Source organism: Microcoleus sp. A006_D1, from assembly GCF_036702805.1.
Classification (GTDB): domain Bacteria; phylum Cyanobacteriota; class Cyanobacteriia; order Cyanobacteriales; family Microcoleaceae; genus Microcoleus.
The window spans coordinates 585,188-605,213 of the sequence record NZ_JAUBVZ010000002.1 but is presented as its reverse complement, the minus strand read 5'-3'; the positions used below and the strand labels follow the sequence as shown (position 1 = coordinate 605,213).

The 20,026-nt window shown below is 46.6% G+C and carries 20 protein-coding genes; 14 read left to right on the top strand and 6 right to left on the bottom strand.

The window, feature by feature from the left end; genetic code table 11:
* Positions 1-148 precede the first annotated feature (148 nt).
* Positions 149-1,522 carry an FAD-binding oxidoreductase gene (locus tag QUB68_RS05485; RefSeq protein WP_332990095.1) on the bottom strand — a complete coding sequence of 458 codons (1,374 nt, stop codon included), beginning with the start codon at positions 1,520-1,522 and terminating at the stop codon, positions 149-151.
* Positions 1,523-1,607: 85 nt separating this feature from the next.
* Here QUB68_RS05485 and QUB68_RS05480 point away from each other — a divergent pair, with 85 nt between their 5' ends.
* The 4 genes from QUB68_RS05480 (at position 1,608) to QUB68_RS05465 (ending at position 5,608) form a co-directional block, all read left to right on the top strand.
* On the top strand, positions 1,608-3,083 hold the full coding sequence (locus QUB68_RS05480; protein WP_332990093.1) for an ATPase domain-containing protein: 1,476 nt from the start codon (positions 1,608-1,610) through the stop codon (positions 3,081-3,083).
* A gap of 225 nt (positions 3,084-3,308) precedes the next feature.
* The gene (locus QUB68_RS05475) at positions 3,309-3,680 is read left to right on the top strand and encodes a response regulator (protein ID WP_332990092.1); all 372 of its coding nucleotides are present in this window, start codon (positions 3,309-3,311) and stop codon (positions 3,678-3,680) included.
* Complete coding sequence (locus QUB68_RS05470) at positions 3,677-4,837, top strand: ATP-binding response regulator (RefSeq protein WP_332990091.1); 1,161 nt, start codon at positions 3,677-3,679, stop codon at positions 4,835-4,837. The genes QUB68_RS05475 and QUB68_RS05470 overlap by 4 nt, the downstream gene beginning before the upstream one ends.
* 33 nt (positions 4,838-4,870) lie before the next feature.
* Positions 4,871-5,608 (top strand): DUF4079 domain-containing protein, encoded by a 738-nt coding sequence (locus QUB68_RS05465; RefSeq protein WP_332990089.1) that lies wholly within the window; start codon positions 4,871-4,873, stop codon positions 5,606-5,608.
* Between the two features lie 106 nt (positions 5,609-5,714).
* Here QUB68_RS05465 and QUB68_RS05460 read toward each other — a convergent pair whose 3' ends face one another.
* Positions 5,715-6,566: a DALR anticodon-binding domain-containing protein gene (locus QUB68_RS05460; protein WP_332990086.1), complete on the bottom strand. Its 852-nt coding sequence runs from the start codon at positions 6,564-6,566 to the stop codon at positions 5,715-5,717.
* Between the two features lie 356 nt (positions 6,567-6,922).
* Between QUB68_RS05460 and QUB68_RS05455 the strand changes: the two genes are divergently transcribed.
* From QUB68_RS05455 to QUB68_RS05435, 5 genes are all read left to right on the top strand, one after another.
* On the top strand, positions 6,923-7,741 hold the full coding sequence (locus tag QUB68_RS05455; protein ID WP_332990084.1) for a Crp/Fnr family transcriptional regulator: 819 nt from the start codon (positions 6,923-6,925) through the stop codon (positions 7,739-7,741).
* 228 nt (positions 7,742-7,969) lie between these two features.
* Positions 7,970-8,641, top strand: coding sequence for an HAD-IB family phosphatase (locus QUB68_RS05450; RefSeq protein WP_332990082.1), 672 nt, complete (start codon positions 7,970-7,972; stop codon positions 8,639-8,641).
* 337 nt (positions 8,642-8,978) lie between these two features.
* Complete coding sequence (gene mtnB, locus QUB68_RS05445; protein WP_332990080.1) at positions 8,979-9,599, top strand: methylthioribulose 1-phosphate dehydratase; 621 nt, start codon at positions 8,979-8,981, stop codon at positions 9,597-9,599.
* A 301-nt stretch (positions 9,600-9,900) separates the two neighbouring features.
* Positions 9,901-10,935: a patatin-like phospholipase family protein gene (locus QUB68_RS05440; protein ID WP_332990079.1), complete on the top strand. Its 1,035-nt coding sequence runs from the start codon at positions 9,901-9,903 to the stop codon at positions 10,933-10,935.
* A 430-nt stretch (positions 10,936-11,365) separates the two neighbouring features.
* Entirely contained in the window at positions 11,366-12,181 is an 816-nt protein-coding gene (locus tag QUB68_RS05435) for an MlaE family lipid ABC transporter permease subunit (RefSeq protein ID WP_332990078.1), read from the top strand.
* Between the two features lie 311 nt (positions 12,182-12,492).
* On the opposite strand, the gene QUB68_RS05430 is transcribed toward QUB68_RS05435, so the two are convergent.
* Complete coding sequence (locus tag QUB68_RS05430; protein WP_332990075.1) at positions 12,493-13,965, bottom strand: SGNH/GDSL hydrolase family protein; 1,473 nt, start codon at positions 13,963-13,965, stop codon at positions 12,493-12,495.
* 317 nt (positions 13,966-14,282) lie between these two features.
* On the opposite strand from QUB68_RS05430, the gene QUB68_RS05425 reads away from it, so the two are divergent.
* Positions 14,283-14,627 (top strand): Dethiobiotin synthetase, encoded by a 345-nt coding sequence (locus QUB68_RS05425; protein ID WP_332990073.1) that lies wholly within the window; start codon positions 14,283-14,285, stop codon positions 14,625-14,627.
* 49 nt (positions 14,628-14,676) lie between these two features.
* On the opposite strand, the gene QUB68_RS05420 is transcribed toward QUB68_RS05425, so the two are convergent.
* From QUB68_RS05420 to QUB68_RS05410, 3 genes are all read right to left on the bottom strand, one after another.
* The gene (locus QUB68_RS05420) at positions 14,677-14,865 is read right to left on the bottom strand and encodes a hypothetical protein (protein WP_332990072.1); all 189 of its coding nucleotides are present in this window, start codon (positions 14,863-14,865) and stop codon (positions 14,677-14,679) included.
* A gap of 434 nt (positions 14,866-15,299) precedes the next feature.
* The gene (locus QUB68_RS29940; protein ID WP_442923042.1) at positions 15,300-16,586 is read right to left on the bottom strand and encodes a glycoside hydrolase family 24 protein; all 1,287 of its coding nucleotides are present in this window, start codon (positions 16,584-16,586) and stop codon (positions 15,300-15,302) included.
* A gap of 201 nt (positions 16,587-16,787) precedes the next feature.
* Positions 16,788-17,447 (bottom strand): NAD(P)H-binding protein, encoded by a 660-nt coding sequence (locus QUB68_RS05410; protein WP_332990070.1) that lies wholly within the window; start codon positions 17,445-17,447, stop codon positions 16,788-16,790.
* A 121-nt stretch (positions 17,448-17,568) separates the two neighbouring features.
* Here QUB68_RS05410 and QUB68_RS05405 point away from each other — a divergent pair, with 121 nt between their 5' ends.
* From QUB68_RS05405 to QUB68_RS05390, 4 genes are all read left to right on the top strand, one after another.
* Complete coding sequence (locus QUB68_RS05405; RefSeq protein ID WP_442923044.1) at positions 17,569-18,282, top strand: DUF1997 domain-containing protein; 714 nt, start codon at positions 17,569-17,571, stop codon at positions 18,280-18,282.
* Positions 18,283-18,463: 181 nt separating this feature from the next.
* Positions 18,464-18,592 (top strand): hypothetical protein, encoded by a 129-nt coding sequence (locus QUB68_RS05400; RefSeq protein WP_332990066.1) that lies wholly within the window; start codon positions 18,464-18,466, stop codon positions 18,590-18,592.
* 20 nt (positions 18,593-18,612) lie between these two features.
* Positions 18,613-18,888, top strand: coding sequence for a hypothetical protein (locus QUB68_RS05395; RefSeq protein WP_332990064.1), 276 nt, complete (start codon positions 18,613-18,615; stop codon positions 18,886-18,888).
* Positions 18,889-19,022: 134 nt separating this feature from the next.
* Positions 19,023-19,781 carry a Fe-Mn family superoxide dismutase gene (locus QUB68_RS05390; RefSeq protein ID WP_332990063.1) on the top strand — a complete coding sequence of 253 codons (759 nt, stop codon included), beginning with the start codon at positions 19,023-19,025 and terminating at the stop codon, positions 19,779-19,781.
* Positions 19,782-20,026: the final 245 nt, after the last annotated feature.

The window sequence follows — 20,026 nt, the reverse complement described above, 5'->3', positions numbered from 1 at the left end:
TCGGCAGCGGATTATTTAACGGATTTAACGGATGGCAGAAAGTTCGGCAGCGGATTATTTAACGGATTTAACGGATGGCAGAAAGTTCGGCAGCGGATTATTTAACGGATTTAACGGATGAAATTCCGGTTCGTTAAAAAAATCTAGTTCACACTAGAAAACGATCGCAATTCAAGATATTTTCCGGGTCAAACTCTTGCTTAATCCGGCGCATTAGATCGATCGCACTTCCAGTATAGCCCCAAACATCTAACTCTTGCTTGATGTCAGCAGGCGCTACCAAAACAGTCAGAAAACCGCCTTTAGCCTCGCACCCCCTGCGTACCTGCAACAGCGTTTCGGCTGTCGCAGTCTCAAATCGCAAAACCCCCAAACCGCTGCCGGCATGAATCAAAGCGTCCTGTACCGGCAATTCGTTAATTGCCTTGACAGCTTCCGACGGTCTGATGCCTATTTTGCAAATAATTGCCGACTTTGTGCTATAATTCCAGACAGTTTCTGGTAATCTTTGCCATAACTGATGCTCATCGTTCTCGCCGCAGCTAGTGCCTTGCAAACCCAACTTTTCGGCAACTTCCAGCAAGCGGGCTGATTGTTGTTTAACGCTTTCGGCGATGCTTTGAAACCTCACCACTAATCCAGAACCTTTACCTAAACTCAGTTTTTCTACTAACTGCGGTGACAGCAAATCAACAGCCGTCGGTGTAAGAGCAGAAGATAATAAGATTTGAGTGGCTTCAGCTAAAGCATTAGTTTCTCCTGTCAGTATGAGAGTTCCCGATGATTCTGGCAGCGGATAAACTCGGAATGTTACTTGACTGATGATGCCTAATGTGCCGTAAGCACCGGTAAACAGTTTCATCAAGTCGTAACCGGCGACATTTTTCACGACTCTACCGCCAGCTACAGCAATTTTACCGTCCGATCGCACAAACGTCATTCCCAACAGCAAATCGCGCACGCCTCGATAGCGATGCCGCAAGGAACCCGTGTCAGCAGTAGAGATAATTCCGCCCAAAGTTGCCTGTTGCGGATATGCTGGATCGATCGGCAAAAATTGACCGGCTTTACCTAAAATTTCCTGCAAATCTGCAAACATCATTCCCGCTTCCGCAGTCACGGTTAAATCGCCCACAGCGTGTTCTACAAGCCGATTCAGGCGCGCCGTACTGACGGCAAAGATCCCCCCTGCCCCCCTTAAAAAGGGGGGTTCTGAAAGCCCCCCTTGGTAAGGGGGGTTGGGGGGTTCTAATTTAACTAAACCGCCCCAATCGATCTTGCTGCCACTTCCGCAAGGCAAGACGGCGCAGCGATTTTGCCTTGCCCAAGCAATCACCGCCGCGAGTTCTTCCTGAGTATTGGGGTAAACGGTACAGGCGATCGAAGTACCGGGCGCAACTGCTTTTTCTACCCGTTCTTGCCAAAAAGCCTCTGTATCTTGCTGCTGACAGATGCCAGAAGTGCCGACAATACTTTCTAATTCTTGTGTGCTAACGTAATTTCTGGTAGAAAAAGATTTCATGAAGGTTATCGGACGCCCGGTAAAAATAATAATCAAAACACTGCCTCAAACCATTAAATATTAATACGGGCCCGATATTCAAAACATGAACCAACAAATGTCTCAAAACCGACTTTCTGTAGGAATTACCGGTCTCAACGAAGTGATAGACGGTGGCCTGGTTCCTCAACGCTCTTATCTGGTACGCGGCGGCCCGGGTACTGGCAAGACTACCCTGGGCTTTCACTTTTTGGCGGCAGGTATTGCTCTGGGAGAAACGCCCCTATTCATTACTTTAGGAGAACCGGAAGCGCAATTGCGCGCCAATGCCGAAAGTCTCGGTTTTGACATGGAGGCGATGTCCTTCCTGGATTTGAGCCCCTCTTCAGAATTTTTTACCGAAGTTCAAACCTACGACATTTTCTCGCCGTCGGAAGTTGAGCGAGAACCGACTACACACAAAATTATCGATCGAGTCCAAGCTGTCAAGCCGCAACGCGTGTTTTTGGATGCGATTACTCAATTTCGCTACTTAGCTGCGGATGAGTTTCAGTTTCGCAAGCAAGTTTTGTCTTTTCTGCGGTTTTTGGTGGAAGGGGGGGCGACGGTGGTGTTTACCTCGGAAGGGACATTAAATGCTCCCGACGACGATTTGCAATTCATCAGCGATGGCGTAATTTATTTGGAATTGCGGCCAGAAGGGCGCACTCTGTCTGTCACTAAGCTGCGCGGTTCCAACTTCCGCGACGGCCGCCATTCGCTGCGCCTGACTGGGGCTGGGATGGAGGTGTTTCCGCGACTGCTTCCTGACAACTATCAACAGGATTTTGTGGCTGAACCGATTTCTGCTGGGGTTCCTGAAATGGATGAACTGCTGCATGGGGGACTGGAACGGGGGACTGTGACGGTGATTACTGGGCCTAGCGGGGTGGGTAAAACGACGGTGGGGATGCAGTTTATGAAGGAGGCGGCGGGAAGGGGGGAGCGATCGGTAGTTTACATCTTTGAGGAGTCAATTTCTACTCTGCTCGGCCGCTGCGAATCTGTCAATATCCCGGTTGGGGCGATGATGGCGCAAGGAAATCTTTCGGTGATACCCGTGGAACCGTTGCTGTATTCGCCGGATCAGTTTGCGAGTATGGTACGGCAAGAGGTGGAGCAGCAAAAGACGCGGATTGTGATGATTGACAGTATTTCTGGCTATCAGATTTCGATGCGGGGGCAAGATTTGGTGAATAATTTGCACGCTTTGTGCAAGTATCTCAAGAATATGGGAGTTACTGTTATCTTGATTAATGAGGTAGAAGCCATTGGCGGAGATTTTCGGCTGACTGAGATCGGGATTAGTTATTTGGCGGACAATCTGATGTTTATTCGCTATCTGGAGCGCCAACTGCATAATAGAACAGAAATCCGCAAGGCGATCGGCGTAATTAAAAAACGAGTCAGCAATTTCGAGAAAACTATGCGAGAACTGGATATTACTCGCTATGGTATCAAAGTCAGCAAACCGATACGGGGACTGCGCGGCATTTTGAGTGCGGCCCCGGTGTGGGTTGAGGTGGGAGAGGATGAAGATTGAATCAAGGTTCTCAGTGCTATTTTTGGCGGAGTGCAGCTAATGAAAGCAGTTGTCGATCTAATCAGTAGTGCGCGCAGCCCGCACCTCAGCAATAGCAGTAGTGCGCGCACCGCGCCAGCAGCATAAGTCCTGGAAAAGTTAAATATCTCGGTAAAATTGTGTATTTTCTGACTTCTAATAGCTCGCCGAAAAGTAAGGTAAACCGTATTCACAGGAAGCCGATCGATGACTGGCAACTCAATAATTTTAGCGGTAGACCGCAATCAGCGAAATCTGGAACTCCTAGCCCAATTCCTCAATAAAGAAGGATACCAGACGATCGGGGCTTCTAGCTTTGAAGAGGTGGCACAGGCGATCGGCGAACCTGCTAGAATCGGGATGGCTTTAGTAGATATTTCTGGTTTCGATCGCCGAATTTGGGACTGCTGCGAACAACTGCGAAATCACCAAATCCCTTTTCTGATACTTTCGCCCAAACAAAGCGCGGCGATTCAGCACGAAAGCCTTTCCCGCGGTGCTCGGAGTATGTTGGTAAAACCTTTGATAGTTAAAGATTTGCTGTGCATTGTTCACAGTTTGCTAGGAGAACCTGCGTGAGTCAAATTTTATTGCTTGTCGAACAGAAAGAAAATCGTCGCTTATTATTAGAATGGCTGGCAGTTCACTATGAGGTATTGCTGCCCAACTCAACGGAAAATATTGATGAAATTTTACCATTTAATCAATCTTTTGACATGGGGATAGTTGACGGTCTTGCCCTGAAACGGCACGGGCAATGGATCGCCGCCCAAAAACAAGCAGAAGGCCCGGTATGCTTGCCTTTTCTGTTGATTACATCCCGCTCGGATGTGGGAATGGCAACGCGATTTATTTGGCAAACTATTGATGATTTAATTATTGTTCCGATCGAGAAGATAGAATTGCAAGCGCGGGTGGAGATTTTGCTGCGATCGCGCCAGTTGTCTTTAACTCTCAAATTGTCTCACGATCAACTCGATCGCACCCTGCAAACAGCTAAAGAACTCAACGAGATAAAAACTTCTTTGCTGTACATGATTGCCCACGACGTTCGCAATCCTTTAAACTTCATCATCGGTACTACGCAAGTTCTTTCCAGGTACAAATCGAAATTATCAGATGAGAAAACACAAGAACTGCTAGACAAAACTCAAGTTGCAGCAAAAAGCATCGATCTGTTATTAGATGACGTTCTGCTGCTGGGCCGCTCGGAGTCGGGAAAAATTGCGCTTCGTTTGCTACCGCTAGACTTGGCAAAGTTTTGTAATGAGTTGGTAGAAGAATTTCAAAGCAGCCTGAATTTGAAGCGTCAAAATGATGCGGTGAAGTTGATTTTTGTGAATCACTGTCAATCGGCGCTCGCGTGTTTGGAGGTGAGCTTGCTGCGGGGCATTCTCAGCAATTTGCTGTCAAATGCTATTAAGTATTCTCCCCCAAATACTCAAGTAATATTTGAATTAAAACTTACTGAAACTGAGGCTATTTTTTCGGTACAGGATGCCGGAATTGGCATACCTTTTGCAGACCAAGAACGACTGTTTGATTCGTTTTACCGGGCAAAAAATGTGGGTATCATTCCCGGTACTGGACTGGGGTTGAGTATTGTTAAAAAGTGCGTGGACTTGCACGGTGGCGAAATTACGTTGAGCAGCGAAGAAGGTGTCGGGAGTACGTTTACGGTAACGCTGCCGATCGCCAAAATTGAAGAAGAGCAACTCTCGCCTGTAACGCCTTAAACTAGATACAGGTATTATCTTGGAATATTCAGTATGGAACTCGCAGATGTAATGGCACTCGTCCATCCGGCGATCGCAGTGGCGGTAGTTTTCCCGATTATTGGTACTGTTGTCAATGCAGCGTGGCAAACTCGCCAGCGCAGGCTGCAAGTCGCTGACGGTGGTAAAAGCAAAATTCCGCCGGTGGTTGGCCCGGAGCATTTGAAGTTGGGCCAGTTGCTGACTGGGGCGATCGTAGGAATTACGTTAATTGCTCTTGCCTACTCTATTTATTTTAAAAGTATTTTGGAAAAAAATCTGTGGGGAAAATCCCCCAGTCAAGTAGTTTTCATTGCACTAATGTTTGCCGCGACAATTGCTTCTTTGGTATTTTTGTATCAAGCAAGACTGCAACTTTGGCGGGGAGTTTTTGCGACTTTGACTGGTGTCGGTTTGGTGGTTTTGGGATTCCAAGAGGGGATTTTTCGCAGGGATGACGAATGGCTGGTTTCTCATTTTTATTACGGGATTGCGGCGGCGCTGTTGATGGTTTTTTCCCTGGCAATTGCGCCGGAAATTTATCAGGATCGATCGCACGGCTGGCGGAAAATTCACACTGTTTTAAACTGCATCGCCCTGCTGCTATTTTTAGGTCAAGGTGTTACGGGGACTCGCGATTTGTTGGAAATTCCTTTGAGCTGGCAAAAAGAACATCTCTATCAGTGCGATTGGAAAAATAAAACTTGTCCGAAACCTCCACAGTCACAAAGTTTTGCTCCTGCAATTAATTAGAAGATTGTTCGGCAACGGAATAATTGGTTTGTAGTGAGGACTTTAGTCCTATGATGAAAGATGAGGACTTGCATTCCGAACGCTCGAACATTTTGTAGGACTGCAATCAAAGTTCTAGAGGAGCAACGGCGTTTAATAATTCTTCTAGGATAAATCTGAGCAAAGATTGAGTTGCTAATACTAAACCCAATCGGGCTTGAGCGAGTTTTGGTGTTTCTGTTTTAACTTCGCCCCAAATCCGACATTGACTGTAAAAAGTCTGAAATGCTTGGCTCAAACTATTAGCTATTGTTAGATAATTGACTGGTTTTTCGTGGCGGCAATTCCCAAAAACCGGATCTAAGGTATCTAGCACTGTTATTAGTTGCGAAATTAAACTACGATCGCCTGGGTGCACTAACCGCAGCCGATCGCCCCCGTCAACCCAGGGTATGGGATTTGGGGCCGCCAGCGACCAAATTTGCGGTGCTGTAGCGACATCCGGCTGCGCGATCGAGATTAGGCGATCGCGGTGGGCCATTCGCAGCAGGGAACAGCAGCGTGCGTGGCTGTACTGAATCGGAAACAGTCGATCGGCTGACACCACAGGAGAGAATATGCGAGATTCAGGAACAGGTAGGGGAATTTGAGCTAAACGCTGCAACCACAGGGCTAAACCCGCATCAGTCATCTCTAGTTCAATAATTCCCGCCGGTGCGACTTTAACGGCGAAATCTGGGTAACATAGCGGTTCGAGAGTAGCGGCAAGCTGTGTGGCGATCGCCTGCGGTGTCTGCTGCCAAGTTTTAGCCAATTTCAGGGCGATCGCCGATACGTACACCACCCGCACGCTATTTTTACCCCGATTTAACGGAATTTCGCCGATTGTCCCTTCCCGGGCGATCGCGCCCTGCAACCTTAAGAGCAAGAAACGTTTCACTGTAACTTCGGGGCACTGAAAGATATTTAGTGTATCCATATTGGCTGATTTTGCGGTAAAAGTGACTGAGGAGTGTTACCGCTGGCGCTGTTGTTGTACGTTAAACTGCTGATGTCAGAGATGGTCGATCGGCTTCTCCGGGCTGGGTCACATCCAAGCAATCAGCTTTCTAGGGATTTTTTGGCTAAATATACAATAATTTACGATCGACTCATTGCTGAATTCTACCATTTTGATGTATTTTTTGCTACATTAAATTTCTTGGTAAAACTGAGAAGAGTCAGCACAGTTAACCAGCGTGCAAGCTCGATTGGGGGTTGGTTGTCTCACTTTGTATCGCACTGCTGGCAGAAGCTGTTTTTCTCACTGATTAAATATATCCCAGAGCCTCACCTATGCAATCAACTTCCACACCTCTAGAGACTATCGATCGACCGTTTATCACTTGGCAGCGAATTATCGACTGGGCCCAGGAACACTACCGCTGCCGCACTTTTAGCAAAGACGAAAAGATTCCCGCCAGACCCGGACTGCTGTATTTAGTGCAGAAAGGTTCTGTGCGGCTCGTAGGTAGCGCTCAAGTTAGCGCTACTGCGAAGCCGGGGTTAAAATCCGCTAGCAAAACTACAGAAGAAGCTTTTTTGGGCTTCGTCGGCGCGGGTCAGCCCTTTGAACTGGTTGCTCAGTCCCCGTTTACGCTCCAAGCTTTCGCTCACGCCGATCAAACTCACGTAGTGTGGATGTATTGGCACGATTTGGATAATTGGCCTCACTTCCGCCGGGAAATTTTGGATGCGTTTCGCTACCAGCACCAGCGGAAACTGCTCTGGTTGAGCACTTTGGGACAGCGCCGCACGATCGACCGACTGCTGGGTTTTCTCACTTTGTTGATCGAAGAGTTCGGCGAACCTTACGTAGGTGAGGCAGAACCGGATGTGGTTCGGGGCTACCGACTGCCCTGGACATTGACTCACGCTCAAATTGGTAGCGCCATTGGCTCGACGCGGGTGACGGTGACGCGGCTGATGGGGAAATTGCGATCGAAAGGTTTGATTAATACTGAGGATGATAATTTGATCTGTTTGCCGGCTAAGTCTACCCCCCAAAAGACTAAAAATCAAAAGCAGGATGTAGAAGCATTCCTCGAAGACGATATTGAAGACGATATTGAAGACGATATTGAAGACGATATTGAAGACGATTCTCTTGAATAATTTGCCTAAAATCCTGCGGGTGATTCCCCACAAATAGCGCATCGCTATTAGAGAAATCGCCGAAATGGTGGGAAGTTGTTAATTGCTGAAATATCAGCGATCGATTGTCGATCTCGCGAAGATAACTTAAGCCTTCCCTCTTCCCTCTTCCATCGGACGATTTCTATCTGACTTCTGCTTTCTGCAAATTGTGTAAACTTTTTCCGTTCTCGAAAGGTGCGACAGACAATGACGACCGATGACAAGCAAAAATATTCTACCCCAAATAATCAGAAACGGGTGGTGTTCTGCGACTTTGACGGCACGATAACTGTTGAAGAAACTTTTGTGGCAATGCTGAAGCGTTTCGCACCGGAATTGTCGTCTCAACTGATGCCGGAAATCTACGCTAGAAGGCTGAGTTTGCGATCGGGAGTGCGGCAGTTACTAGAGTCTATTCCCTCGGAATGTTACGGGGAAATTGTGGAATTTTCTAGGGGAAAGCTGATGCGGCCGGGATTGGTGGAATTGCTGGATTTTTTGGACGCGCAAAAGGTGGATTTTGCGATCGTTTCCGGTGGGCTTCGGATTATGGTAGAGGCGGTGATGGGCGATTTGGCACACCGGGCGATCGCTATTTACGCTGTGGATGTGGACGCTAGCGGTCTCCACTTGCAAGTCAATTCTGAGTTTGAAGGAGATGCAGAATTGGTGTCTAAGGTGCGGGTGATGCGCCTGCACCCGGCTTCTGAACAGGTGGCGATCGGAGATTCGGTGACGGATTTTAATATGGCTTTGCAGGCGAATTCGGTGTTGGCGCGCGATCGGCTTGCCGAATATCTGGACGAACAGCAAAAGCCTTATACTAAATGGGATAATTTTTTTGACGTATTAGAACATTTGTCCCAGAAATGGAAGTGAAACCAAAATAGGAATTGGGCAAAAATCTCACTCTAAGCTATATGTATTCCTGAGGTGCGCGCGGGTGGTGAGAAACCGGGTTTTTTAGCACGATACTGCGGACAGTTTTTTGGCTTGCGACTGAAACCCGGATTTTACCGTTGGCGATCGAAAAGTGTCCGGAGTATTGTCGTTACAACCCGCAGAAATAGTAAACAACCCGGTTTCTAGGCCTCGTCCATTCGTCCAGGAATGTATGTATCGGTAAGGTGTTCCACTAGCACCCTATGTTGAGATCTGCCAGCGAAATTCCTATCAAGTAAAAAAAAGTAGATAAAAAACTGAGGATTTGCAGAGAATGAGTGGCGATTTGAGATCGGATTTAATTGCAGCAGCCAAACATTTTTACGATCGCGGTTGGATGGTGGGGACTGCTGGCAATCTTTCAGCCCGCTTACCAGACGGCAGTTTTTGGATTACTGCTAGCGGGCGCCAGAAAGGGCAGTTAACTGAAGCAGATTTTATCAGAATGAGCTCCGACGGTGCGATCGTCGAGCAACCTGTTCCCGAAGCCCGCCCTTCCGCCGAAACCAGCATTCATTTAGCCGTTTACAATTGTTTTCCAGACGCTCAAGCTTGCTATCACGTTCACTCGATCGAGGCAAACTTAGTTTCTCGGCTAGTCTCCGGCGATGCAGTGCCTTTACCCGCGATCGAAATGCTCAAAGGTTTGGGGGTGTGGGAGGAAAACCCGCAAGTGGCGATACCCCTATTTGCAAATTATTTGGAAGTGCCTAAGATAGCCAAGGAAATTTGTGAATATTTTGCCGTTTGTACACCATCTGTACCCGCTTTGTTAATTCGCGATCACGGCATCACAGTCTGGGCGAACTCGCCAGCCGCCGCCTACAATTACGTAGAAATTGTAGAATACATTTTTCGCTACACGATCGCAGCCCACCAATTAAATTTAGATTGAAAATGTTAGATTAGGACAGTCTGAGACGCAAAACCTAATTATTGCACAATACGGTTTACTTAAGACTGATCTCCCTGGCACACCCCTTCCCAAGGGGGGGACAAGAAATTGCTCAAAGTCCCCCTTGCTTTTGGGGGATGCGAGGGGGATCTCCGGGGGCATAAACATGATTAACTGAACGGTATTGAATTATTGCAGGTTCGCACTGCGCACCTTACTGCATTAGAGTAGTGTGTCAAACCAGCTTTTGCATCCACCAACTTAGGAAACGAGCACACATCAAGAAGAGGCAACAAACATTATGGCTAAATATACCAGAGTCTTATCCATAGATGGAGGCGGAATTAGAGGGATTGTCCCCGCGCAAGTTGGAGTCAGCATTGAGTCAAAGCTGCAACAGAAAACCGGCAACCCCGATGCGAGAATAGCTGACTATTTTGATTTAATCGCCGGCACAAGTGCGGGAGGAATTTTAACTTGCCTCTATTTGTGTCCCGATACCGAAAATCCCAGCAGGCCTCGGTGGACGGCCCAAGATGCTGTTAATTTTTCCATCAAGAGCGGCCGCGACGTTTTTAAGAGTTCACTTTGGCAAAAAATTCACTCTCTAGACGGTTTAATAGATGAGAAATATCCCAGCGATGCCTTAGAACAATTTTTTAGGGAAAACTTTAGAGATTGCAAACTCAGCGAACTGCTAAAACCTTGTTTAATTACCAGTTACGATGTCGAAAGGAGAAAAGCTACCTTTTTCAATCAAATAGATGCTAAAAAATATCCAGAAGCCAACTATTTTATCAGAGATCTCGCCCGAGCCACATCTGCCGCTCCTTCTTACTTTGAAATTCCCAAAATCTACTCTTTGACAAACGAATCCTACGCTTTAATTGACGGGGGAGTATTCGCAAACAATCCCGCACTTTGTGCCTATGCGGAAGTGAGAAATAAATTGAGAATTGCCGACGACCGTCCCGACAGAGGCCCCACAGCAAAAGACATGGTAATTTTATCGCTGGGAACGGGACAAGCTCAGAAAAAATTCCCCTACGAAGAAGTGAAAAATTGGGGTCAAGTTGAGTGGGTTGAGCCTTTGATTAGTATCATGATGACGGGAGTTGCTGAAACTGTAAATTATCAACTAATCCAAATTTATGATGCGATTGAAAAACCCAATCAATATTTGAGAATTAATCCAGATTTGAGCAAGGAACAACCTCTGCCAATTGATGATGCTTCGGAACAGAAAATATCGGAACTCCTGAGAATTGGCAAGGAGCAAGCGGAAAAGTATAGCGAACAGTTGGATAAATTTATCGATTTGTTGCTGGCAGAGTAATCAGTCAAATTGTGTGGGTGGGGCGCGGCGATTAACTTAAATCACCAATAAATAAATCTTAAACCGCGCCCTACCCACCAATTAAAAAAAAGAATGTAACTTGAGGTTAGCTCCAAAATCGTACAGAATCAATCAGTATAGCAGTGGACAGTTGACAGTGGACAGTTGACAGTTGCAGAATCAGGAAATCACACCGTTTAGGCTATGGGTTAGGAGGCTCTATTCATGAGGTTATTTATGTCCTCACCGCTGTGGCGATTGCTATACAAATCTCAAATCGAAAATGGAAAATCGTCTAATCCACCAACAGCAGGGCAGACAGACTGAAAATATATGTTGACAAATCGTGCAATAATTGCTGTACAATTGGCGATAATCTCTATGTGACAGTGCTTCGCTCTGTTTGCAATTAATCGCCAGCCGTCAGTCATTGGTTAAAAAATACCAAAAGCGCGATCGACATTTAGATGAAACCTTAAATAACAGGTGGTTTCAGCGATTTTTAGTCACCCTGTTCCTGGGCGGCCAAGTTTTGCTGCGCGTACTCCAAGGCAAAATTGACCGCCGCAAAATCATGGAACATTTAGTAACAGTAGGCCTGGATTCTTTGCGCTCCGTGCTGCTAATAGCCTTTTTTGCGGGCATGATTTTTACCGTTCAATCCGCCAGAGAATTGATTCGGTTTGGGGCGGTTGGGGCGGTGGGAGGTGCTTTTGCTGTGGCATTTTGCCGCGAATTAGCACCAGTTTTAACGGGGGGGGTGGTGGCGGGACAAGTAGGTTCGGCTTTTGCGGCGGAGATAGGAGAAATGCAGGTGACGGAACAAATAGACGCCCTGTATATGTTGAGAACAAATCCGGTTGATTATTTAGTAGTACCGAGGGTGATAGCTTGCTGCGTCATGCTGCCGATTTTAACAATTTTTTCGGTAGCGGTGGGGATTTTGGGAGGGCTATTTGTGGCGGTTTATTTTTACGAGTTGGAACCGTCGGTATTTTTGGAATCGGTGCGGACTTTTTTGGGGCCTTGGGATTTAGTAACTGTGGCGATTAAGAGTGTAATTTTTGGGTTGATAATTGCCCTTGTCGGTTGCGGTTGGGGGTTGACTACGACGGGCGGAGGGAAAGGAGTAGGCCAAGCTGCAACGGCGGCGGTGGTGACTTCTTGGGTGTTTATCTTTGTGGCGGATTTCTTTTTATCGCTGTTGATGTTTCACGAGTTGGGGATTACCAGAAGCGGGGGTTGACAGTTGACAGTTGACAGTTGACAGTTGACAGTTGAGGGCGACCTCTACCTGGAAGTCCGAGGATTCGAGTAATGAATAGTCTTGTTTTAATTTCTCGCCTTTAAGGAAGAGGCTTTAAACCAATTCTTTCTGGTAATTGATTTTAGATTTTAGATTAGACAAGATTACAAAAATAATTAGGACGATGCTCAGAGCAACGTCCCACAAAATTGTTTTTCTTGTGGGACGTTGCTCTGAGCATCGTCCTAAAATTTGATTCAAAGGGCTTTTGCAATTCAAGTCTATTTTATGGCAATCTTGTCTATTTGAGATTAAACAGAGGGTTTCGGCTCAGGAATATAAGGAGGGCGATAGACTCGAATTGCTTGAATTGGAACTTTCCCGTTTGCTTCGGGGATGATTTCGAGGATGTGTTTGGAGTTGCTCAAATTCTGAGCCAATGTTGTAGAATACTCGCGGGTGCGATCGGCAATCTGTGGCGGAATGTAGGAATCAACAAACATCGGCTTAACCTGCCAGAAAATCTCAAACCCTTTCGGAGTCGGCTTTTTCGAGGATTCATAGGCATTTTGCAGCCACCAGTTTTTCGGTTCAATCACAACGCGGCCCGAGTTTGAGACAAACATTTGGTCGTTTGTACCGCTGCCGTCGTAACCTGTTTTAGAACCTACAACGTCAAATTTGAACTTGCTGGCGTCGCTGTTGATCTCGGTAATTACGGCTTTCCAATCTTCGACGATGAGCGGTTTTTGATTTGATATTTGGATGATTGCGGGCCAACCGACGCCCAGACTAGGGCTGGGCCTGGTGATGCTGTACAGTTCGGGAAATTCTGAGGGTTTTTTGCCGTCGATCGCAATTTTAGCAGCAATTGCCTTGCCGTTGAAAGTTTTATCGGCGATCGCATCGATCCGATTTCCTTCAAACTCCAAAACCAACTTACCATCTTGCCACTTCACATCGCTACCAACCGTATAGGTTTTGACTAAATCCTGCGGCGCTTGAGGAGAATTTGGGTTGTATCGCAGGTGTGGCTTAATCAGAGCCGCCAGCAGAAAATTCCCCCAAGCGTTGAGGTGAATGCTGTCGCTCAATAGCTGCTGTGGCTGCAAGCCATTGTCTTGCAAATACCTGAGCCAAGGTGCGCGAATTTCTGCGATTTCGCAGCCGTATTTATCTGCCAACTCAGGCAGCCATTTAGTAGAATGATTGTTGTGCCATTCATATCTTTTGACTGAATTTGAATCGTCGCTGTTGCCTGTCGGCACCCAGTCGATGTGGTCAGAATGCAAGAGTATTTCGCTAGCAGTGCGGCGGCGAACATTGGCAATTATGGCTTCGTAATCTGCATCGCCTCCGTAGACGTGAAAAATTAGCAAGTCGGGATAAAAAGGATATAAATCGTGTTCGCTGGGACGGATTAAAATTGGGGCAGCAAATCCTCCGATCGCGCGATTTTCAATAATCAAATCTGCATAGGGAAATCGCTGTTTCAAATCCTGCGCTACATCTTTCCACCAATCTTGCTCAGTGATGGATTGACCGTAAAATAGGATACGGACTTGGCGGCGTTCTGTGGGAGTGCTGGCGGCAAGTAAACCCATTGTTCTTTGAATCCTAGCTCCAAAACTAGCATTATTTGCCATAGGAGCGGGCAGGGGAAATGGCGTCTGGGCAACTATTTTGTTGATTGTCGGAACTAACAGGAAGCTCAGACACAAAAAAAACAGCCACAAGTAGCGATAAATCTTTGATTTTCTGCTATTTCCCTGCTGTCTTGCCATTGTTTTATTTTCAGATTCTGTAAAACCTACCAAGAGTAGCTGTAGGGTGGGCAATGCGCGCCTTCCGAGAGCTGTACGCTACACGGCAAGAAGCAGTTCGCGAGTTGGTTATTGCTTCTTGGTTCTGCTATAAGCTGTTACGCATTTAAATTGGATATTCGGGACGATGCTCAGAGCAACGTCCCACAAGAATTTGATTAATTTTTGACACACCGTTTAAATGCAGAACAGCTTATTTGCTATATTACCAAATTGAGCGCGACAAAAGATGATATAATGCTAACTAATTAATTGCCAGAGTATCGATCGCACGTCCCATGGATTACAAGACAGCCCGCAGTTTTCTGATCGACCAAGGAACCGCCCTCGAAACTAAGAAAAATCCCGACGCCTTTCTGATGCGCCTGAAACAAGGTCAGCCGCCCGTACCCGGACAGGTGACATCGATTTTATTAGCTTTAAAAATATTGTTTGAAGGGCTGCAAGAATCTCCAATGCTCGATCGACAATTAATCTCCGCACTGCATTTACTCTCAGTAGAAAGTTTGCTGCAATTTGAAGCCGGACTTCGCAGAGGAGTTTCTTGGCCGCCGCTGCTGAAAGAAGACTTAAGTCGAATTGCGATCGCAGTCAAGAATATCTTTTCCGGCGTGTGGCAATAATTAGCTGAGTCAACTCCCGATGTTCAACAACATAAATTGTCAAACTCTACTACTCGCAAAAGCTTTCCAGGGATGCCAAAAGAGCCGGAAGTCCCGCCAGCGTTGCCGACACCAAAGCCTCATCTTTGTAAACTCGCGATCGCACAGCACGGCTACTTTTGGACGCAGAGCCTCCGCCTTCACAATTTCCGGTTTCAACCCGCCCTAAATTTTTCGTTTTTCTCGTCAGGTCAAACATAGCAGTATCCTCAATTAATCACTAGATATGGGCCGTAAAATTTCTCGGGGCTTGCTCGATATTTCTATTATTACTCATATTCGGTAATAGAGATGAAACCAGGAAATAATTATTTATCACACTCAGGGATCAAGTTAAACTGGATAAGAACTATTATGAATTTGTTACAGGGCGCGTTTGTTTAAGCCGATCGCCCACAGCAGCCCAAACACCAGCCACCGCCATCGCCGATTTCACAGGAGGAATTCAGATAAATGATGCTAACTCTCTGTGCAGCAACAGTTCTAGCTCAAATCAGACCGACTCTGCAAAGCTTGCCTGACGGAGACTACCGCGTAAGTTTGTAGTGACTACGACCGTACTCATCTGCGGACTAAAGTCCTCACTACAAACCAATTGTATTGTTGTCGTTCTTAGGGATTTGATATAAATTGCTAAGAGCCAGCATTTGCCAATTCTTCCCGCAGCATCTTCTGGTAAACTTTTGGCAAACTAGAACTCATAGAGTTGTTCTCAATTCCATATCCCAAACTCGTCCAAGTTCCCGAAAGCATCCGCAAAACCTCAGTTAATTTTTCCTGCCGCAACATCTCAGGAATATCAGCTTTCCAAAACTTGCGATCGCTCAACCAAGCATAAACCACAGCATCCTGATCTTCCGGTTCAAAACTGTAATCTTGCCACCATACAAAATTACCAGGCCGCGGGTGATAGCGCTTCGCCTTATCCTTCCAAGTCGTAGTCAAAAATTGATACCTACCCGCCGCTGTAGTACATTTGCCCACATTTGGGCCGTTAACAATCTTCACGCACCAGTCAGGATGACGGCTCAAATCTAATACATATTTGCCGCCGTAAACAACATGATAAGGCCGAGAAACATTCGACTCGCTAGCAGAAATAGTCCGCATCAAAGCTCGAATGTAAGGATCGCCAGTTTTCATAGCCAGCGGCGGCGATTTGCTAACCTGACTCGCCGCAGGCGATAACTGCTGATTTCCCCGCAAATTGGCAACCAAAAAAACAGCGCCGCTAATTACAGCGCCGATTGCAAGTAAAAATCCGAGGATTTGAATTTCGGATCGCCTCAGCAAACCTCTTTTGTGACGGCGAAATTTTTCAGATTCAAATGCAGTCATTTCCATTTCCGCGATTTCGGCTAATTTTCGAGTCACCCGCAGCCGGCGCACCCGAAAATCGTGTTGGTATAGCGGCGCGGCTAACAGGGTTAAACTAGATAAAGCCCCCGCCAATTTGATGAGCCAGAAATCAAATTCACCGGCGATCGCCACATTTGTTAAAGTAGAGATGCCTGCGAGCATTTGCGCCGGATCGATCGATCGCGCGGGCCAATAATAAATCGCCAGTTGCACCAACAGCGCCAGATTGAATGCAAAAAAAATCACTACAACAGCATTCAACCCTTCTCGGAAGTGCGATCGAATACCAGTATGCCGCCGCTTGAACTTACGGGCTTTCGCGTTGGGGCCCGGTAGCATAGTCAGTAAGGGATTTAAGATTTTGACCGCTAAAAAGTGAGCGACAAAGAACAAAGGTAACTGAATCAGCCAAGCCGCCAGCAGCAGAGTCAGAAAGCCGATATCGTCGCTGGCGAAAGGAATACCCCTGCGAAGGACGAAACTAAAACTCTGAGCGAGAGCAAATGCCCTTAACCACGAAATCGGATAGGGGAACCAAGCTGGCCACTTGAGAGTTTTCATGCTGGGAGAGGGAAATTTCAATGGCGGATTGTCAAACTCTTAAGATTTTGCCAGATTTTGCGATCGGAAAATTGTTGTAGGGAGCGTCGATTTTAGATTTGAGATTTACTGCACAGATGTAGAGTGCGGAGCGCCCAAATTTTTGACTCTGATCAGATTGTTTTTTCTCGCTCCGCACTCTACCAATCGACCCTAATTCAATCAAACCACACCGGCAAACAACTCCTCAAAACTCTTTTGCGGGGCCTCCGGCTTCGCCACAATTTCCACAACCTTGTTGCGAGAAGCCGGCTGAAACAGCGCTTCCACGCAGACTTCAGCTACCTTAGTGCGGGGAATGCTGCTCTCAAACATTGTGTCTGCGCCCGTCATGACGATCGCATCTGAATTATCCTCATTTTTGAGACCGCCCGGACGGACGATCGTATAAGTCAAACCGCTTTTTTGCAAATACTCCTCCGCCTGCTTCTTCCAAACCAGAATCAGCCAAAACAAATTCAGCGGGTGAAAAAACTGAGAAACGCACAGAGAAGTCACCAGCACAAAATGCTCAATTCCCTTAGCCTTAGCTGCCTCCACCAAATTTTTAGTACCCTCCAAATCCACCTTGTAAGGCGCAGTCGGGTCAAAACCGGGGGCCGCCCCCGTCGCGCACAGCAACACCGTACTGTCGCCGATCGCATCCCCCAGAGAAGTCGCATTTAATACATCCCCAGTCACTAACTCTGCCTCCGGTGGTAAAATTTGCCTAGCTGTCTCTAGATTTCGGACTAGGGCGCGCACGGGAATGCCCCGCTTGACTAATTCTGCGACAATTCGGCGGCCAGTCTGGCCTGTGGCTCCTGCTACAAATGCTTTCATAAGTCGAGTTATGCTGTTCTAGGGTAAGTTTTGTGGCTATCTATTTCTCAATTGTAGGGAGAAAACTCCCCGATCACATCCCCAACCCGACTGATTGGCGTGTATTACAGGAGAGCATATGATGAGGCAGGATTCCGCTGAATATCACACTGTTCAAGCTTCTGACGAAAATTGCTACCCAGATGCGAGTTTCAGACAGCCCGAAAGTGGAAGTGCTGATGCAACAGATGAAGTTGAACCGATTTGGTTTCACACGCATTTTGAAGACAGCATGGAGATGTACGCCGATGCTGCTACGGTGGCTGAGCATTTGAACAATCACAAGAATTGGTTTTGTCAGTGCGCTTCGCCGATGAAAGCTGAGCCGATCGGCGAAAACGGCTACGATCTATTAATCGGGCGTTTTGGGGCCTTCGGCTACCGAGTTGAAGCGAGAATTGGTTTAGAGTTGCTACCGCCTGACGCTGAAGGCTGCTATTTGATTAAGACAATCCCGGTTCCGAATTATACCTCACCGGGATATGAAGTGGATTTTCGATCGGCAATGAAGCTAGTGGAGATACCGTCTCAGGAGTTTGCCGCCGATTGGCCTGCGTCGCAACGCGCCCAGCTACCGCCTGCGATTACCAGTGCGACGTGGAAGCTGGATTTAGCGGTGGGGGTTTGCTTTCCTAAGTTTATTCGATCGATGTCTCAACCTCTCATTGAAAAAACCGGCGATGCCCTTTTGGAAAAAATCATCAAACAAGTCAACCGCCGCTTGACTTATAAAACTCAGCTTGTTTTTCACGAAAGTTTAGGAATTCCCTTTCCCAAAAACCCTAAGAAACACTAACAAAACGTGCGATCTAACTCACATTTGTCAGGTGCGCCCTGCGCACCTGAAGGGATTTAATGCCAATTTTCCTTTCGTCAGGTAACAGTATTCGTAGCAAAAATTGGTAGATTGGTGCTATTTACTGAGTCTGATGGTGTTTAACGATTTGTTTTATTTATCACAAGCGTAAGTACAAACTTTGAGTTTGGGAGCAGCTAAATCTGAAGATTTTAACGAGCATCTGAAAGCTGTAGTATTGTTAGATAGAGGCGATGAAATTTTGCTGCCGATATTAGCAAGGTTGCAAAAGGCAGCAATCGATCGATAAGCAGAAGATTGGTTTAAGACTTGGCACGTCGGTTGTTAACTATCGAAAATACTCCCAGAAGTGTTAACATTCGAGTAATTTTGTGGCTGTGGAATTTGGCGAATGCTGGCGAGACTCACGACTATTGCAAGATGCGCTACAACTTCTCAGGTAACGCCAGCCACTGGTTTCCCGGCAAAAAAGCCGTGAAGCCCAGCAGCCCTTGTCCCAAGAATAATACAAAAAACCCAGTTTCGACAAAGAAACCGGGTTTGCGAGCCGGAGCACGTGACACCTATTTACACGCACCTGATTAGCCTAAACTTGAGCTATGCTCGCGAACATCACCCATCCGTCTCATCCATTCGGGCGATAAAACTTTTTTCTCAACTCGCTTCCATTTTGCTTTAATCTGAGATAAAACAGTTAATAATGCAGTTAGGGATATTTTATGACACTCAAACGCCGAGATTTCTTGTATTTGGTAACGGCCAGCGTCGGAGCTATTACCGCAGGTGCTTGCCAAGCGTCAGGAAATAATAATGTAGTGCAAGCAAGTTCAGCTCCAGAAAGCCCAAAAATAGCTCAAACTCCCGGGCCTTTTACACTGCCACCTCTGCCTTACGAATACAATGCTTTAGAACCGCACATCGATGCGCGGACAATGCAATTTCACCACGACAAACACCACGCCACCTACGTTAAAAACCTCAACGATGCTGTGAGTAAATACCCGGCTCTCAAAAATGTAACTGTTGAAAATATGCTCAAAGATTTGAGCAAAGTGCCACAAGATATTCGCACAACAGTTCGCAATAATGGCGGCGGACACCTCAATCACAGTATGTTTTGGGAAATCATGAGTCCTAAAGGGGGTGGCGAACCCACAGGGGCAATTGCTACAGCAATCAAGCAAAGTTTCGGCAGTGTTGAGGATTTTAAAGCCAAGTTTAACGACGCCGGTACTAAGCGTTTTGGTAGCGGTTGGGTTTGGCTGGTACGCAATAAAGCTGGCAAACTTGAGATTGCAACTACTGCCAATCAAGACAGTCCTTTAACTGATGGTAACTATCCAATTATGGGCAATGATGTTTGGGAACACGCTTATTATCTCAAATACCAAAACCTGCGTGCTGACTACCTAAAAGCTTGGTGGAACGTTGTTAATTGGGCGGAAATTAACAAGCGCTACGAAAAGGCGATCGGTTAGTTTAACATTGTTTGTAGTTGCGCTGTCTTCACTTCAGGGCTGCTACAAACTTTGTGAAATATAAAATATAAATATCACTTGATATCAAGTCATGTCAAATAATTATCATTAGGTTTGTAGTGAGGACTTCAGTCCTCAAAAGTCCAAGAGTGAAGCTCACTAGAAAATAGCATCGGCTAGTAACCGGAATTGATATTAGCTAGCGAGTCACTTTATAGCAGTCTTCAATCTGATGAAATACAGGA